At 66.1% G+C, this 18,477-nt stretch carries 7 protein-coding genes; 5 read left to right on the top strand and 2 right to left on the bottom strand.

Annotated elements, in window-relative coordinates; genetic code table 11:
• Positions 1 to 92 precede the first annotated feature (92 nt).
• The 5 genes from ACFWCF_RS25450 to ACFWCF_RS25430 all read left to right on the top strand — a co-directional run bounded on the left by ACFWCF_RS25450 (position 93) and on the right by ACFWCF_RS25430 (position 4,828).
• Entirely contained in the window at positions 93 to 782 is a 690-nt protein-coding gene (locus ACFWCF_RS25450; RefSeq protein ID WP_378567690.1) for a GntR family transcriptional regulator, read from the top strand.
• Between the two features lie 172 nt (positions 783 to 954).
• On the top strand, positions 955 to 1,968 hold the full coding sequence (locus ACFWCF_RS25445) for an ATP-binding cassette domain-containing protein (protein ID WP_378567687.1): 1,014 nt from the start codon (positions 955 to 957) through the stop codon (positions 1,966 to 1,968).
• Positions 1,965 to 2,816, top strand: coding sequence for an ABC transporter permease (locus ACFWCF_RS25440; protein ID WP_378567684.1), 852 nt, complete (start codon positions 1,965 to 1,967; stop codon positions 2,814 to 2,816). The genes ACFWCF_RS25445 and ACFWCF_RS25440 overlap by 4 nt, the downstream gene beginning before the upstream one ends.
• Before the next feature lie 40 nt (positions 2,817 to 2,856).
• Entirely contained in the window at positions 2,857 to 3,687 is an 831-nt protein-coding gene (locus tag ACFWCF_RS25435) for an ABC transporter permease (RefSeq protein ID WP_378567681.1), read from the top strand.
• 100 nt (positions 3,688 to 3,787) lie between these two features.
• Positions 3,788 to 4,828 carry an esterase/lipase family protein gene (locus tag ACFWCF_RS25430; protein WP_378567678.1) on the top strand — a complete coding sequence of 347 codons (1,041 nt, stop codon included), beginning with the start codon at positions 3,788 to 3,790 and terminating at the stop codon, positions 4,826 to 4,828.
• Positions 4,829 to 4,913: 85 nt separating this feature from the next.
• Here the strand turns inward: ACFWCF_RS25430 and ACFWCF_RS25425 are convergent, their stop codons facing one another.
• Both ACFWCF_RS25425 and ACFWCF_RS25420 read right to left on the bottom strand, forming a co-directional pair.
• The gene (locus ACFWCF_RS25425) at positions 4,914 to 5,978 is read right to left on the bottom strand and encodes an alpha/beta hydrolase (RefSeq protein ID WP_378567675.1); all 1,065 of its coding nucleotides are present in this window, start codon (positions 5,976 to 5,978) and stop codon (positions 4,914 to 4,916) included.
• Between the two features lie 170 nt (positions 5,979 to 6,148).
• Positions 6,149 to 18,477 (bottom strand): amino acid adenylation domain-containing protein (locus tag ACFWCF_RS25420; RefSeq protein WP_378567672.1); only part of this gene is annotated, 12,329 nt, incomplete at its 5' end.

The raw sequence follows: 18,477 nt of genomic DNA, 5'->3' as shown, positions 1-18,477 counted from the left end.
TGCCGCGTGGTTCAGATCACCGCGATGGCTCGATGCGAGATACTCTCCCGGATCGACAAGCATCCGACACCGATGACCCACAGGAGAAGCCGATGCCCCCCTCCGACCGGTCCGGCTCTCCTCGTGGGCTGGGGCGTCGACCCCAGCTGTCGGATGATGTGGCGTCGTTCGTGCGCAACCGGATCATGTCGGGTGACGTGCGCCCGGGCGATTTCGTCAGACTCGACGAAACCGCGGCCGAACTCGGGGTCAGCGTCACCCCCGTCCGTGAGGCCCTGCTCACCCTTCGCGGCGAGGGCCTGGTCGAACTCGTTCCGCACCGAGGATATGTCGTCGCGCCGCTGACCCGTTCCGACATCGACGACGTGTTCTGGCTGCAGGGGAGAATCGCCGAGAAGCTCGCCGCGCGCGCCGCCGAAACCATCGGAGGCGACACGATCGCCGACCTCGACGCCATCAACGTCAAGTTCAGCGACGCGGTGCAGACCGGTGACGGTGCACGCATCGAGGCCCTCGAGTTCGCCTTCCACCGGACGCTCAACCGGGCCGCCTCCGCACGAAAACTCGCGTGGTTCCTGCACAACGCGACGCGATACACGCCCGCTCACTTCTATTCGTCCGACAAGGAATGGGGCGTCGAGGCCGTCGCCGCGCACCATCGAATTCTCGATGCTCTCCGCGCGCACGACCCCGCTACGGCCGGATCCGAGACCCGCGAACATTTCACCGACGGAGCACGCCGCCTCGTCCGGCATCTGGACGAGATCGGCATCTGGTCCTGATCTCGTCTCCACCCGCTTCCCTCTCGTCCCGGCCTCATCTGGAACCGACCTGCTCGGACACCCGGCCGGGAGCGCCTCCGAGCGGTAGCATCTCGACGCAGGAGGCGGGTGCACCCGCAGAACGAGCCATGACCGAGTCCTGAACGGACCGAGTTCGACGGTGGGGTAGCGGATGCGAAGCAACCACGACCATGCAGTCCTCGTGGAGGATGTCCACAAGTCGTTCGGGGATGTTCATGCACTCGCCGGCGTCGATTTCTCAGCTCCGGAAGGCTCCGTTCTCGCGGTACTCGGCCCGAACGGGGCAGGCAAGACCACGGTGGTCAAAATCCTGTCTACGCTCATCCACGCCTCGAGCGGGCGTGCCGTCGTCGCAGGTCACGATGTCGAGACCAACCCCGCCGCGGTCCGGCGCTCGATCATGATGACCGGTCAGTTCGCTGCCCTGGACGACACTCTCACCGGGCGGGAGAACCTCGTCCTGTTCGGACGGCTGATGGGGCTGGACAAGACCTCGGCAAAACTCCGTGCCGACGAACTGCTCCGCGAGTTCGACCTCGTCGAGGCGGGTCGCCGACCGGTCAAAGGCTATTCGGGTGGTATGCGCCGCCGGGTCGACATTGCGTGCGGACTCGTCGTCCGGCCCGAGGTCGTGTTCCTGGACGAACCCACCACCGGACTCGATCCGCGATCGCGTCAAGGCGTGTGGTCGCTGGTCGAATCCCTCAAGAAACAGGGCATCACGACCCTGTTGACCACCCAGTACCTCGAAGAAGCCGACGTCCTGAGCGACAACATCATCGTCATCGACCAGGGAACGGTCATCGCCCGGGGAACGTCGAACGAACTGAAGGCCTCGACCGGAGGCAGCTACTGCGAGATCGTCCCCGTCGACCCGGCAGCACTACCCCGGATCGTGCAGGCCCTCGGGTCCCTCGTCCCCGATTCCATACGTGCCGAACTCGCAGCACCCAGCGACGTCGACCGTGTGTCCATCCCTGCTCCCGACGGAGCGGCAACCCTGACCGAAGCGCTCCGACTGATCTCACCGCTCGACATCGAACTGGCCGATATCGGATTGCGGCGGCCATCGCTGGACGACGTCTTCCTCCGGCTCACCGGGCACAGCGCCTCGACAGCGTCGTCCCCCGAACTCGATGCCGCGGCAGCCGGAGGGGGCGCGTGACGGCCCGCACGGAGCATCTTCGGGCGGGTCGGATAACCGGCGACGCGCACGTGAGTGTTCCCGACGGGAGATCCGGCTCGCACCGCCGTGTCCACCCGAACTCGCTCTCGCAGTGGTCGGCGCTGACCGGGCGCACCCTGCGGACGATGGCTCGGTACGGCGAACTGATCGTCGCCGTGATCGCGCCGTTCGTCTTCGGCCTCGGCTTCTATCTGCCGCTGAAGTTCGTGATGCAGATGCAGGGCATCGACTACGCGCAGTTCCTGATGCCGATCATCGTTCTTCAATCGATGGCGTTCACCGCCATCTCCGCGGCCCAGATGGCAGCGCAGGAAGCCACGACAGGCCTGACCACCCGGTTGAAGACGATGCCGGTGGGCGCGACCGTGCCGCTGATCTCGCGTATGACGGCGGGGATGGCGAGGTCGGTGATATCACTGTTCGCCGCGATCGGATTCGGCTACGTGATCGGCTTCCGGTTCACCGCCGGACTCGGACAAGCGGTTCTCTTCGGAGTGACGGCACTCGCGATCAGCCTCGTGTTGTGCTTGGGCGCCGACGCGATCGGCAGCCTCTCCAAGAGCCCCGAAGCAACGTCGCAGGCTCTGACACTTCCACAGCTGATCCTCGGGATGCTGTCGTGCGGTTTCGTGCCCGAAGAGGGTTTTCCCGAGTGGATCCGTCCGTTCGTTCGCAACCAGCCGATCTCCCAATTCTCGTTCGCGATGCGCGACATGGCCGACGGTGGGGTCACCTGGGAGGTGTTCTTCCCGAGCCTGCTGTGGCTGATCGGACTGACTGTGGTGTGTGTCCCCCTCGCCGTGTGGGCGAACACGAGGCGGAAGTGACGCGATGAGCCGAGATACTGCGATGAGCCGAGATGCTGCGATGAACACAGAGACCGGATCGTTCGGCTATCCGCCACCGCATACCGTGGTCGACGAACGTTCCGCTGCCGCGTTGTGGGAGCACAGCCGCCTCCAATGCGGCCGGCTCCTTCTCCGTTGGGCACGCGATCCGGCAACGATGATCCAGGCACTGATCTACCCCGCGTTGACTCTGGTGATGTTCCGGATCGTGCTCGGCGACAGCATCACGGCCGCGACGGGGCAGCCGTCGATCTTCGGAACGGTCCCGATGATCGTGTTGGTCGGTGCCATGTTCGGTTCCGTCGTCAGCGCGGTCGGGTTGCGCGCCGAACGCGAGTCCGGGCTGTTGAGCCGCTTCTACACGCTGCCGATCCACCGATCAGCGGGGCTGGTGGGGCGCCTGATGGCCGAGGCCGTTCGAGTCCTCGTCACCTCGATTGTGATATTCGCCGCAGGCGTCGTCATGGGGTTCCGGTTCACACAGGGCATCCCGGCGACCTTGTTGAATTTGGTGGTACCCATCGTGTTCGGGATGGGATTCGCCATGATGGTGACCGTTCTGGCCACCCTGTCGTCGAAGATCCCGCTCGTCGAGATGGTGTCGATCGTGTGCACCCTCCTGATGTTCTTCAATTCGGGATTCGTGCCGGTCATGGCCTATCCGACGTGGCTGCAGCCGATCGTCGCGAACCAGCCGATGTCGTGCGCGATCGACACGATGCGGGCGCTCGCGGTGGGCGGGCCGCTGGCCGAACCGATGATCAAGACAGTGGCGTGGTCGCTCGGAATGTTCCTCGTATTCCTGGTTCCGGCCATCCGCGGGTATCGGCGTGCGGCCCAGCAGGGATGACCTTGCACTTCCCGGACGAACACAGGACCCGCTGATAGCCTCACATGCGTCGAACCAGGTACGGACGCCACAACCTGGCGTGTCCGCCCGAGGAGTATCCATGAAATTTACGCGCAGGATTGCTGTGGCCACCGCCGCCGCCTCCCTTGCCGTCTCGGCGTCGTTGGTCACCGCACCGGCGATGGCATCTGCCCAGCCCACCGACCTGCCTCCGAGCACCGGCACGACAAGTGCCGCCGCGACGAGCAGCAGCCGTCTCGTCGACCTGCTCTCGACGATGGGCCCCAGCCCCGAAGGCTCGAACGATCTCGGTTGTGTCCCGTCCCCCGAGCACCCGAGACCGGTGGTCCTCGTGCACGGCACCGGGTCGGGAATGATGCAGACGTGGCCCATCGTCGCACCGCAGCTTGCCGATCTCGGCTACTGCGTCTACGCACTGAACTACGGCGGCGCGAAGGCCTTGTTCGATCCTGAGACGACGATCTGGGGTGTCACTGACATCGAGGAGTCGGGAATGGAGGTACGCGACTTCGTCGAGGCCGTCCTCGAACACACCGGCACCGACAAGGTCGACCTGGTGGGTCATTCACAGGGCGGAATGCTCGCACGTCAATACCTCAAGTTCGAGGGTGGTGCGAATCCCGCGGACCCGGCGCTCAACAAGGTCGAAAATCTCGTCATGCTCGGAGCGACCAACCACGGCACGTCCTTCAACGGACTCCAGCAGCTGTACGGGGCGCTCGCGATCCTCGGGCTGACGAATGGGAGGGACATCGTCGCCCAGTTGCTGTTCGCCGGCACCAATCTCGGTGTCGCCGGCCAGCAGCAGCTCATCGGTTCACGCACGCTCACAACGCTCAACAGCGGTTCCGAGACGATGCCGGGAATCACCTACACCTCGATCGCGACGCGGCACGATGAGATCGTGACACCGCCGGAGGGCTCGTTCCTCGAACCCGGAGTCGACGCGGAGGTCCACAACAAATGGGTCCAGGACGTCTGCCCGACCTCCCCCGCGAATCATTCGACGATGCTGATGCTGCCCGAATCGCTGTATCTGGTGAAGTCCGCCCTCGACCCCGCCTACGCCGCCGCTCACGAAGCGCCCTGCGCTGCACCGGAAGCCGACGCGAGCGAGTAGACACCCTCGACGACCGACAAAGCCCCTCCTGCTTGCAGGAGGGGCTTTGTTCGTCAGATGCCGGGACGGATACGACCGGCCAGGGTCACAGGCCGAGCGCGCGCTGGAGCACCGGCCAGGAATCCTTCAGATCGTCTTGCCAGTAACCCCACGAGTGGCTGCCCGAGTCCCGGAAGTTGTACGTGGCCGGGATATCCAGCTCGTTCAGGCGGTTCTTCAGGTTGTGCGTGCAGTAGTTGGTGGCCGCCTCGATCACGCCACCCACGACGACCTGGTTTGCAAGCACGTCCACCTCGCCGTCGATCTCCGGACCGTCGAGTGTGTCGTACGGGCCGGGAAGACCGTTGCCGTTCGAGATGTAGAGCTCGAGGCCACGCAACTGCTCCGCGTTGAGGTACGGATCCTTCTCCCGCCACATCGGATCGTCGAGCTCACCCCACATGTTGCGGGTGTCGCCGCCGCCCCAGGTTTCAGTGGTGACCTTGACGAACTGCTGACCGATCGGATCCGAGGTCTGTGCGCAGCCGCTGTACGCCGCCACACCCTGGTAGAGGTCGCCTCCTTCGACGGCCAGCTGAAGAACCGATGTGCCGGACGACGACAGACCGGCGATCGCGTTGACGCCGTTCGCTCCGAGCGCGGCGTCGATCAGCGGCGGAATCTCCTTGGTGAGGAAGGTCTCCCACTTGTTCACGCCGAGGACGGGGTCCTCGTTCTTCCAGTCGGTGTAATAGCTCCACTTGCCACCGACCGGCGACACCACGTTGACGTTCTTGTCCTTGAAGAAGTCGATGGCATCCGTGCGGAACCGCCATGTCGCGCTGTCCTCGCCGCCACCCGCACCGTTGAGCAGGTACAGAGTCGGGCGGGGCTCACTGGTATCGGCGGGGCGCCACACGTCCAGCAGGATTTCCTTGTTCATCGACGCCGAATGGACGTAGACGAGGAGTTGCTGATCGCCGTACTGCTCGATACGCGTGATGTAGGAGCCGTTCTCGGACTCCACCGCCTCGATCGGCTGCTCGGTGTCCCATACCGGGTCGGCCGCGGCCGTGGCACCACCGAAGAACAACGGCAGTGCTACGACAGCTGCCGAGATCGCGGCGAGCCTCGTCCTTCGAGTGCATGTCCGCGACTCGACAACCTTCATTCGCTTGAACCTCCTCAGGCCCGCTTCCGAGCATGATTTCCAGACCTCGGTGCGTCCGAGGCGCACCGTCCGGCGCAGCACTACGTATATCTACAGCTCAGCCGTGCACGTTACCGTGGACCGCGCATCCGCGATCCGACAGTCCTGTGCGAGCACACCCTACCCGGAGATCACCGCGGATCAAGATCGACATGATCATCGCCCAGAGCAGGCACGATGACGTCGAGCGCGGATGGTTCCATCATCTCTCCGTGCTCTCCCGGGACGAACCGGGTACGGATACGTCCCGCAACGAACGGAGTCCACAGGTCCGCGGCGTCCGCCTCGGTCGGATGCTCCTCCACTGCACTGAAGAACTCCACGTCACCGGCGAACACTCCAGGTTCGTGACGGTTGATCAGATCCGGTGATGTCATCGCTGCGGCGAAGATGCGCTGCACCCTCTCGATGTCGAGATCGATCAGTTCCGCGGGCACCGCACGCACGAGCGCTGCGGCCGCCTCGAGGGGAAGCTGCCCGTCGAACGTCTCGGGTTCCACCTCTATGCCGAGGACGCGCAGATTCTCCGAGATCTCCGACTCGAACCGGCCTGTGTCGATCCGCGGGATGCTGTCGATCAGCACGAGGCTCTCCACACGCAGATTGCGGGTCTGAAGCTCCACTGCCACCGCATGCGCGAGCACGCCGCCCAAGGACCAGCCGAGCAATCGGTAGGGCCCGTGCGGCACCGTGGCGACGATCTCGTCGGTGTACCTGCGCGCGAGATCGTCCAGTGATGCTCCGGCGAAGCCGGGTTCGGTCAGTGCAGGCGTCTGCACGCCGTACACAGCGCCCGGTCCGTCCAGACGCGCCGCGAGCTGCGCGTAGGGCCAGGCAAGTCCGATCATCGGGTGCAGGCAGAAGACTGCTTCCGCAGAATCCCCTGCGCGCAACGGCAGGATCACCGCGAGTGCCGCATCCGAATCCCCGCTCCCGACGCCACTGTCATCGAGCCGAGCGGCGAGTGCTTCGACCACGGGCGCCTCGAGCAACCAGGAGACCCGCACCTCGACACCGATCTCGTCCCGCAGCCTCGCAACCACTCGGGTGGCCACGAGGGAATTGCCCCCCAGGTCGAAGAAGTCGTCGTCGAGACCGATCCGATCGATCCCCAGAACCTCGGCGTACACGCGTGCAACCACAACCTCGAGATCCGTGGAAGGCGCGCGGAACGGGTGGGTCAACGCTTCCGGCGCGGGCAAGGCGTCTCGATCGACCTTGCCGACCGGAGTCAAGGGCACCGTGTCGAGAACGACGAGCGCATCCGGCACCATGTGCGGCGCCAGCGACTGTGCGGCGAAGGCGAGCAGGGCCCGGGTGTCGGCCACGGCACCGCGAGCAAGGGTCACATACGAGACGAGCGTCGTCGCACCGGTGTCGGACGTGCGCGCAATCGTCACGGCAAACTCGACGGCACTGTGCTTGCGCAACACAGTGTCGATCTCGCCCGGCTCGATCCGGAACCCGCGGACCTTCACCTGGAAGTCGGAACGACCGACATAGGCAAGTTCTCCGACATCGGTCCACCGCACCACGTCACCGGTGCGGTAAAGGCGAGTACCGGAGCCGTAAGGATCTGCGACGAAACGCCCAGCGGTCAGATCCGGACGTCGGTGGTAACCCCGAGTCAGCTGGATCCCCGACATGTACAGCTCACCGGCGACGCCCACCGGAACCGGACGCAATCTCGAGTCGAGGACCAGGGCCCGCATACCGCGGATCGGCCCCCCGATCGTGAGTTCGTCGTCTGTGGCCAGGGGTCGGCTGATTGTAGTGACGATGGTCGTCTCGGTCGGGCCGTAGACATTGTGGAAGGCCCGTCCCGGCGACCAGCGCGTCACGAGTTCGGGCGCGACCGCCTCGCCACCGACGGCGAGGACCCGGAGGTCGTCGAGTCCTTCCGGGTCGATGGACTCTACGGCTGCGGGAGTGATGAACGCGTGAGTGACCCGTTCGCGCCGGAGGAGTTCTGCAAGGTCGCGGCCACCGTAGACGTTGGTCGGGGCGATCACCGATGTTCCGCCTCCCGCCACCGCGAGCAGCAATTCGAGCACTGAGGCATCGAAGCTCGGCGAGGCGAAGTGAAGTGCCCGGGTATCGGGGCCCAACCCGTAACGCTCCCGTTGTGCAGCAGCGAAGTTCGCAAGTCCGGAGTTGCCGACGACGACACCCTTGGGAAGTCCTGTCGAGCCGGAGGTGTAGATGATGTAGGCCGTATTGTCGGCGTGCACAGGACGTACCCGTTCGTCCGCCGTGACCTGCTCGCCCGAGCGCGCCGCCATCTGAGCGACGGTATCGTCGGCCAGTAGATCGATCCATTCGACGTCGCCGGGCAGCTCCTCGCGATATGGCGTCACGGTGAGGCCGAGCACCGTCCCCGAATCGGCCACCATGTGCGCGACACGCTCGGCCGGATACTTCGGGTCTACGGGGACGTACGCGGCGCCGGTCTTCGCCACCGCCCACACTGCCGCGATCGACTCAATCGAACGCGTAATGCCCACGGCTACAACGTCTTCTGCCCCTACCCCGCGTCCTATGAGCATCCGCGCAAGCCGCGACGAGAACGTGTCGAGTTCGGCGTAGGACCACTCACGTCCGCCGTCGACCAACGCAACGCCGTCGGGGTTGTCAGCCGCCGCGGTCGAGAGCAGGTCACCGAACGACACAGCAGGCAGGGCGGGCCCGCCATCTCGGGCAACCAGGCCCTCGAATTCGTCGGCGCCGAGGTACGGCAGGGCATCCACAGGTGTCGCGGGGTCGACGAGGATGCCGTCGATGATCCGCAGATATCGGGTGGCGAGCGTCGTGACGATGTCCGCATCGAGAATGTCACTGCGGTACTTGAATCCGAGTGTCACGGTGTCCTCTGCAGTGACGGCGACGGACAGCGGATAGTGGGTGGCGTCGCGGGTGTTGACGCCGGCGACGACCAACCCGTCGATCGACCCCGCCTCCGCGATCCCGCTCCGGTCCACCGGATACGACTCGTACACGAGCAGGGTGTCGAACAGAGCTCCGAGACCTGTGCGCTGCTGGATCTCGGCCAGGCCCACATGGTGGTGGTCCAGGAGCGACGCCTGATCGACCTGGATGCGCTGGAGCAGCTCCTCGGTCGTCGCCGAGTCGCCGAGTCGTACGCGGACCGGCAACGTGTTGATGAACAGTCCGACCATCGATTCGACGCCCTGAAGGTCTGCGGGCCGACCCGACACGGTGGTGCCGAACACCACGTCGTCGCGACCGGTCGTGCGCGCGAGGAGCGCTGCCCACGCACCCTGCAGCACGGTGTTGACCGTGACGCCGAGCCTCGCTGCGATCTCTCCCAGAATGTCGGTGCGGTCGCGTCCGAGATCGATTCGGTGTTCCGCCGAAGTTGCTCCCGCACCATCGGTATCGGCGCCGACCAGAAGGGTCGGCTCATCGACCCCGCCCAGCGCCTGCACCCATGCGTCGACCGAGTCCTCGTGGTTGCGGCGACCCAGCCACTCGAGATAGCTGCGATAGGACGGCACTCGTCCGAGCACGGCGGCGTCGCCCGACGTCGCATACAACACCAGCAGATCCTTCATCAGCAACGGCATCGACCAGCCGTCGAGCAGGATGTGGTGACTCGTGACCGCGAGCGTCCAGGATTCGGTTCCGGTCCGCACCAGCGTGAATCGGATCAACGGCGGCGCGGCCAGGTCGAAGGCGACGTCCTGGTCGGCGCGCAGTACAGCGTCGAGTTCGGCCGTATCGGCCGCGGTGTTGCACTTCCCGGTACCACCCTCGACGGTCAGGTCGAGTTCTCGCCACGGCAGCACGACATCGTCGACGACCACCTGCACCGGTTCACCGGATTCACCCGCGACGAAGGCGGTGCGGAGGTTGGGATGCCGGTCGAGGAGTGCCGTTGCCGCGCCACGGAGACGCTCGGGATCGACGAGTCCGGCGAGATGGATCAGCACCTGGGTGCTGTAGACATCGGACTGCCCTTCGGCGAGCAGCGCGTGATAGAGCAGTCCGGACTGCAACGGTGCGAGCGGCCAGACGTCGGCCGCGTTCGGGTACTCGGCTTCCCAGCCATCGATATCGCGCTGGGTGACCTCGACCAAGGGAAGATCGGTCGGTGTACGCCCGCCCGCGTCGGGGCGCGCCGCGTGGACAGCGAGCCCCTCGAGCGCGCGGACCCACCATCGACCGAGTTCCTCTACCTCGTCGCGGTCGAGCAGACCGGCAGGGAATCCGAGGTTCGCGCCCAATTCGCCTCCGATGACCACCGCATTGATGTCCACCGAGGCGAGTGCGGGGGCGTCGCTGTCGTCGCGACCGGACAGGTCGCCGAGGTCTCCGGCGGGGAGCCAACCCAAGTCCGCGGCCTGGCCCTGTGACAGCTCACCGGCATCGAGGCGCCCGAGGTAGTTGAAGCTGACCTGACCGGCCGGGAGCTGCGCGAGCTTCGGGGCGGTGTCGGTGTTGCAGTACCGGAGCAGTCCGTAGCCGAGCCCCTTGTCGGGGACGGCGCGCAGGTGTTCCTTGACGGTCTTGAGCGCGGAGCCCGCGGCCGGTCCGCCGTCGATCGCGTCGTCGAGGTCGATGCCGGACAGGTCGAGCCGCACGGGGAACATCGCGGTGAACCAGCCGACGGTGCGCGACAGGTCGGCCCCGGGGACCACGTCCTCTTCGCGTCCGTGACCTTCGAGTTGGATCAGCGCCGACAGTTCGTCCATGCCTCGGTCACGGCGCCAACCGGCCAATGCCAGTGCAAGACCTGTGAGCAACACGTCGTTGACGCCGCCGTGGTAGAGCTCGGGAAGTGTGGTGAGCAGCGTGTCGGTGACCTCCGCTGCGACACGGACCCGGACCTTTTGCACGGTCGAAGCAAGATCGACCGCGGGGTCGAAAGGACGTGCGCCCAGGAGGGGGTCGGGTCCATCGAGGATCGACGTCCACATCGGCAACTCTGCCGTACGATCGCCGGCACTGCGAACGAGTGCATCGGCCCAGGTCCGGAACGACGTTCCGACCGGCTGCAGCGTTACGGCCTGCCCGTGGTCGATCTGCGCCCACGCGGTCACGAAGTCGGGTACCAGGATTCGCCACGACACACCGTCGACCACGAGGTGATGGGCCACCACGATCAGCCGTCCGGTGCGGCCGGCACCGGGAGCGGGGTCGAGCCAGACGAACTGCAGGACGATGCCGCGCGACGGATCGAGCCGTGCCTCTGCGGTGTCGAGTTCGCCTGCCGCGATACTGCGCCACCGGTCGTCGTCCGCGTCGGCGGGGACCTCCACGCGTGAGACGAGGGAATCCACGTCGACGGAACCGGTTGCAGTAGTCGACAGCCACCACTCACCGGTGTCGTTGCGGCGCAAGGATGCCCGCAGGATGTCGTGCCGGTCGACGACGGCGCGCAGGGTCGCAACCACCTGAGGACGCGAAATACCCTCGGGCAGTTCGAGCGCGATGGTCTGGGTGTAGCGGTCGAAGCTGCCGCCGCGCTCGACCATGTATCGCACGATCGGGGTGAGCGGGATGTCGCCTACTCCGCCTCCGTCGAGTTCGACGAGCGACGGCGCGGTGCCGGTACCTGTTCGCGCGACCTCGGCGAGTCCGGCCACGGTGCGCTGCTCGAAGACCTCGCGAGGTGTGAACACGATGCCGCGCGCCTTCGCCCGCGACACCAACTGGATCGAGACGATACTGTCGCCGCCGAGCGCGAAGAACGAGTCGTCGACACCGACCCTGCCGATTCCGAGTACGTCGCCGAAGACCTCGGCGATCGCCACCTCCGTCGGTGTCGCGGGTGCACGGAACTCCTTGTCCCCCGAGAACACCGGCGCAGGAAGCGCTTTCTTGTCGAGCTTGCCGTTCGGTGTGAGCGGCAGAGCATCGAGGATCACGATCGTGTCGGGAACCATGTATCCGGTCAGGAATCTCCCGACCTCGTCGAGCACCTCCGCCGGCACCACGGTGGCGCCTGCGCGTGGGACGACGTATCCGACGAGCTTGTCGCCGGTGTGCTCGTCGGTCCGCACCATGGCGACGGCATGCGCGACCCCGTCGACGGCTGTCAACGCGGCTTCGATCTCCCCGAGCTCGACACGGAAGCCACGCAGCTGGACCTGAGAATCGCTGCGTCCGACGTACTCGAGTTGACCGGACGCGGACCAGCGTGCAACGTCACCGGTGCGGTACATACGGGTTCCGGACGGGCCGAACGGGTCGGCGACGAATCGTCCGGAGGTCAGCGCACCGCGCCCGAGGTATCCGCGGGTGAGCTGCTCACCGCGAACATACATCTCACCGGGGACACCGGCAGGCACCGGCCGAAGCCTCGGGTCGAGGACATAGACGCCGAGTCCGGGGATCGCGCGTCCCACAAGGCTCGCCGCGGACCCGCTGTCATCTGCACCCAGTTCGAGATGGGAGACGTGCACCGTGGTCTCGGTGATGCCGTACATGTTGACCAGGCGGGGCGCATCGTCGGCGTGCCTGCGGTACCAGTCGGCGAGGCGACGCAGGTCGAGTGCCTCGCCTCCGAAAATGACGTACCGCAGCGCGAGCCGGGTCGAGTGCTTTTCTTCTGCAACATGGTCGGCTTCGGCGAGCTGGTAGAACGCCGACGGCGTCTGGTTGAGGACCGTGACCTGCTCCCGCACGAGGAGGGCATGGAAGTCCTCCGGCGAGCGGGACGTGAAATGGTCGACGACGACCAGCCTGCCGCCGTGGAGCAGTGGGCCCCACAGCTCCCACACCGAGAAGTCGAATGCGTACGAGTGGAACAGTGTCCATACGTCGTTGCCGTCGAATTCGAAGGCCGGTGCGGTGTTCTCGAACAGCTCGAGGACGGTACGGTGCGGAACCTGCACCCCCTTGGGACGTCCGGTGGATCCGGATGTGTAGATGACGTAGGCCAGGTTGTCGCTGCGCAGCGGCGCTGCGCGATCCTCGTCGGACAGGGGTGCGTCGCTGCGCGTCGACAGATCGATCGATTCGACGTCGATCACAGGAATGCCGGTGCTCGGCAGTGCATCGTGGTCACCGGAGACGAGCACGACGACCGGTGTCGCATCGGCGAGCATGAACTCGAGTCGGTCGGCCGGATACGTGAGATCGATCGGCAGATATCCGCCGCCGGCCTGTTGCACTGCGAGCAGCGCCACGACGAGGTCGTCGGTGCGCGCCATCGCGACAGCGACCAGGGTGTCGGGTCCGACGCCGTGATCGACGAGTTCGCGTGCGAGTCGGTTCACGCGGGCAGCGAGTTCACCGTAGGTCAGTTCCCGGTCGCCGAATGTCACGGCGACCGCGGCGGGAGTGCGCGCCGCCTGATCGACGAAACGCTGGACGAGTGTGTGGTCATTCGTATGAGTACCCGGCTCGTTCCAGGCTTCGAGCAACGTCGCGCGCTGCTCCGGGGAAAGCAGCGGCACATCGCCGATCACCGTGTCGGGGTCCGCTGCGACAGCACTGAGTATCCGACCGAGTCGGTCACCGAATTCGCGCATCGTGGCCTCGTCGAACAGGTCCGTGGCGTAGTCGAGTGCCACCGCCATTCCGCCGGGCGCTCCGTCCGGACCGAAGGCTTCGACGACCGTGACCTGCAGATCGAACTTGGCGTCGGTGATCGGAAAATCGACGGGTTCGACGGTCAGCCCCGGAAGGTCGAACCGGGACCGACCCAGGTTCTGGAACGTCAGGGCAACCTGGAACAACGGGTGCCGAGCCTGAGAGCGTTCGGGGTCGAGCGCCTCGACGAGCCGCTCGAAGGGCAGATCGGCGTGACCGAATGCGCCGAGGTCGGTCTCGCGGACCCGGGCCAGCAGATCGCCGAAGGCATCGGACGGATTCACCGCGGTGCGCAGTACCAGCGTGTTGACGAACATTCCGATCACGTCGTCGAGCAGCTGTTCACCGCGTCCCGCGATGGGTGTGCCGACGACGATGTCGCTTGTGCCGGACAACCTGGCGAGCAACACCGCAAGCGCACTGTGCACGACCATGAACAGCGATGCGCCCCTGTCGCGGGCGAGCTGTTCGAGTGCGGCGTGGGTCGGTGCGTCGATCTCGAATGCGGTGTTCGCGCCTCGATGCGAGAGGACTGCGGGGCGGGGCCGATCCGCAGGCAGGTCGAGCTGGTCGGGGATGCCCTTCAGCGTCTCGCGCCAATAGGTGAGCTGCCGGGTGATCGGCGACTCCGGATCGGTCTCGGATCCGAGCACGTCGCGCTGCCACAGCGTGTAGTCCGCGTACTGCACGGGCATCGGCGCCCAGTCGGGTTCGTGACCTTCCGCGCGGGCGGTGTAGGCGAGCATCACGTCTCGTGCGAGGGGGCCCATCGAGAAACCGTCACCGCTGATGTGGTGCAGCACCACGACGAGCACATGCTCGTCGGCGGCGAGACGCAGCAGCGAGATCCGCAGGGGCACCTGTTCGGTGACGTCGAACCCGGACGTCACCGTGGATTCGACGTGTCGCGCCACATCCGCAGGCTCGACGTCGACCACCACGATGTCGGGCACGGCCGCCGCGGGGAGGATCACCTGCTGTGCGATACCGTCCGACTCGGGGTAGACGGTGCGAAGCGACTCGTGGCGTCGGATGAGGTCGGCGACCGCGGCGCGCAGAGCCTCGACGTCGAGCGTACCGCGCAACCGGATCGCGAGCGGCAGGTTGTTCGCGGACGAGTCGGGCTCGAACCGGTTGAGGAACCACATCCGTTGCTGTGCGAGCGACAGTGGGATCCGCTCGGGTCGGGTCTGCGCCGACAACGGTGCCACGGCCACGTCACGTGACGCGGATTCGACGTGCACGGCAAGTGATTCGACATCGGGATGCTCGAAGAGCGCGCGCACCGCGACACGAGTGCCGAGGGCAGCGCCGAGACGCGCCACGACCTGCGTTGCCACGAGCGAGTTACCGCCCAGCTCGAAGAAGTCGTCGTCCCGGCCTACCAGATCGACACCGAGCACATCGCCGAAGACTCGTGCGACGATCTCCTCGACGGGTGTCGTCGGAGCACGGAACTCCCGAGCCTCGAATGTCGGTGAGGGGAGCGCTTTCCGGTCCAGCTTGCCGCTCGTGTTGAGCGGGAACTCGTCGAGTACGACGACGGCCGACGGCACCATGTACGACGGCAAGGACGACCGCACGGCAGCGATCAGCGCCTGTCGGTCCACGGACCTCCCGACCACGTAGGCGACGAGTTGTTCACCGGTCGGAGTGGGCACGACGAGCGCGACGGTCTGTGTGATCCCGGGATGGGCGAGAACCGCGGTTTCGATCTCGCCCAGCTCGATGCGTTGTCCGCGGAACTTGACCTGGAAGTCGGTGCGACCGAGGTAATCGAGTACGACGGCGCCGTCTGCGGTGCGTATCCATCGAACGAGGTCGCCGGTGCGGTACATCCGGTCGCCGGCCCGCCCGAGCGGACTCGCGACGAACCGGTCGGAGGTCAGGTCGGGCCGGCGGACGTACCCGCGTGCGAGCTGAACTCCCCCGAGGTAGAGCTCACCCGGTGTGCCGACGGGAACCGGCTGCAGGCGCGCGTCGAGGACGTACACCTGAACGTTCCATTCAGGGAGACCGATGGGCACGACCCCGGTGGTGTCGGCCGGTTGGTAGGTGACCGAGACCGCGGCTTCGGTGGGTCCGTACAGGTTGTGCACAGCGGCGTTCGCGCCTATGCGGCGGAAGGCGGCGACGGTCTCCGAGGGAAGTGCCTCACCGATGACGAACACGTGACGTAGGCTCGAGCAGCTCCCGACCGGAGCGTGCGCGGCGAACACTGTGAGCATCGACGGTACGAAGTCCGTGAGTGTCACCCCGTGACGATCGATCATGTCGGCGACGTAAGCCGGATCGCGGTGTCCGTCGTGGTCGGCCACGATCAGGCAGGCACCGCTGCGCAGCGGCAGGAACCATCCCCACAGCGACACGTCGAACGTGGTGGCCGTCTTCTGGAGGTACACATCGTCCGCACCGATCGCGTATTCGTGCACCATCCATGCGACCTGGTTGACGATCGCCTCGTGCGACACGGCGACGCCCTTGGGTCGCCCCGTCGAACCGGACGTGAAGATCACGTAGGCGGGTGTTCCCGGCCGGATGGGTCCCTTCAGTTCGTCATACCGCACTGGCTGTGTCGCATGGTTGTTCAGGTCGAGTGTGTCGATCTCGACCGCGTTCGCGTGGGACGGCAGGTCTGAAGCGTCGGCGACGGTGGTGAGCACACACACCGGCTGCGCGGTGTCCAGGATGTGCCCGATCCGCTCCGACGGGTGGTCCGGGTCGAGTGGAACGTAGGCTCCGCCCGCGGTGATCACCGCGTAGATCGCCACCACGAGATCGACGGAACGACGGATACCGATCGCGACGAGCGACTCCGGGCCGACACCCGTGTCGAGCAGGTACCGCGCGAGCCGGTTGACCCGTGCGTCGAACTGCGCGTAGGTCAGCGACTCGTCGCCGAAGACGACGGCGGGCGAGTCCGGGGTGCGGAGCACCTGGGAGCGGTATTCGGTCAGCAGCGTTCCGCTGTCCACTGCGTGCTCGGTGGCGTTGACCGTGTGTACGAGTTCGAGACGTGTCTCGGGCGCCAGCAGGTCGACATCCCCGACGATGGTATCGAGATCGGAGACCAGCGCGTCGAGGGTCGCGACGAACCCGTCTGCGAGGCCGTGCACCGTGGCTTCGTCGAAGAGATCTGTGGCGTAGGTGAATTGCGCGGACATTCCGGCCGGCTTCCCGGCATCGAGTCGCGGGGTCACGGTCAGTTGGAGGTCGAACTTGGCGACGGCACCACCCAGGTCGACTGCCTCGATGTCGAGATCGGGCAGCGACAGGTCGGGTCGATCCATGTTCTGGAAGAACAACGCGACCTGGAACAGAGGGTGGTGGCCGGTCGAACGCACGGGATCGAGGACCTCGACCAGCCGCTCGAACGGCAGTTCTGCGTGCGCGAACGCATCGATGTCGCCGGTGCGGACACGGTCGAGCAGCGCGGCGAACGTGTCGCCCGGTGCGATGGGCGTGCGCAGCACGAGGGTGTTGACGAACATGCCGATGAGGTCGTCGAGGGCTCGTTCGCCGCGCCCGGCAACGGGGGTGCCGATGGCGATATCGGTAGTGGAGGACAGCCTGGCCAGCAGCGCGGCGAACGCGGCGTGCACCACCATGAACGGTGAACAGCCCGTCGCCTGCCCGACCTCCACAACAGCGGCGTGCAGGGAGGGGTCGATCTCGAACAACACGGTTCCCCCGTGCCCGGAGGGCTCGGCGGGCCGGGGCCGATCCGTCGGCAGATCGAGTCGGTCGGGCAGTCCGTCGAGCGTTCCCGACCAGAATTCGATCTCTCGCGCCGCGACCGAACCCGGGTCCGACTCGTGGCCGAGGACTTCTCGTTGCCACAGCGTGTAGTCGGCGTACTGCACCTCGAGCGGAGACCATCCGGGCGCGGCGCCTGCCGCACGAGCGAAGTAGGCGACGGCGAGGTCGCGGACGAACGGACCCGTGGATGCACCGTCGGCCGCGATGTGGTGCACGACGAGCACGAGAACGTGCTCGTCTTCGGTCACCTGCAGCAGTTCGACGCGCAGCGGCACGTCTTCGGTGACGTCGAATCCGGTGGTGACTGCGCGGGTCACACGGCCGGGTACCTCAGCGGGATCCACGATTTCGGGTTCGACGGGCGGCACGGCCTCGGACGCATCGAGGATCACCTGACAGCCGACACCGTCGCGGTCCGGATAGACGGTGCGCAACGATTCGTGCCGCTCGATCACGTCGTGGACTGCCGCCCGAAGTGCCGCGATGTCGAGTCTGCCCCGCAGCCGCAGTGCCACGGGAATGTTGTCGGCGGCGGAGTCCGTGTCGAAGCGATTGAGGAACCAGATTCGCTGTTGAGCAGGCGACAGCGGAATCGGATCCGGTCGTGGTCCGGCCACAAGGGACATCCGTGCGGTGCCGCCGGTCTGTGCGTCGATCAGAGCGGCAAGTTCCACCACGGTCGACCCCTCGAAGACCAGGCGGGCCGGCACGCGCGTGTCGAGGTGTTCTCCGAGTCGGGCAGCTACCCGGGTCGCGACGAGGGAGTTTCCGCCGAGGTCGAAGAAATCGTCACCCCGACCGACCCGCTCGACACCGAGCACATCCGCGAACACCGCCGCCACCGCGATCTCCGTCGCCGACTCCGGTGCCCGGAACTCGGTGACCACCGGCCCCGGATCGGGAAGCGCCGAGCGGTCGAGCTTCCCGGTGGGCGACAGGGGAATCGTCTCGAGTTCGAGGATGACAGACGGAACCATGTGCGAGGGGAGGTGTTTCGAGATTTCGAGGGAGATCGCGTCCACGTCGAGGTCGGCACCCGCAGCCCTGTGCACATACGACACCAACTGCGTCTCACCGGCCGCAGTCGAACGCCCCACCGTCACCGCAAAATCCACACCCCCACACGACGACAACACCGCATCGA

The sequence above is a fragment of the Rhodococcus sp. NPDC060090 genome (genome assembly GCF_042729855.1).
Taxonomy (GTDB): domain Bacteria; phylum Actinomycetota; class Actinomycetes; order Mycobacteriales; family Mycobacteriaceae; genus Rhodococcus.
Note: the sequence above shows the minus strand (reverse complement) of the source record. Positions and strands in the feature narration are given on the sequence as shown.

Excerpts from the sequence above, each read along its gene's own strand:
- ACFWCF_RS25450 (WP_378567690.1), top strand. The coding sequence starts at position 93 with ATGCCCCCCTCCGACCGGTCCGGCTCTCCTCGTGGGCTGGGGCGTCGA.
- ACFWCF_RS25445 (WP_378567687.1), top strand. The coding sequence starts at position 955 with ATGCGAAGCAACCACGACCATGCAGTCCTCGTGGAGGATGTCCACAAG.
- ACFWCF_RS25435 (WP_378567681.1), top strand. The coding sequence starts at position 2,857 with ATGAACACAGAGACCGGATCGTTCGGCTATCCGCCACCGCATACCGTG.
- ACFWCF_RS25430 (WP_378567678.1), top strand. The coding sequence starts at position 3,788 with ATGAAATTTACGCGCAGGATTGCTGTGGCCACCGCCGCCGCCTCCCTT.
- ACFWCF_RS25425 (WP_378567675.1), bottom strand. The coding sequence starts at position 5,978 with ATGAAGGTTGTCGAGTCGCGGACATGCACTCGAAGGACGAGGCTCGCC.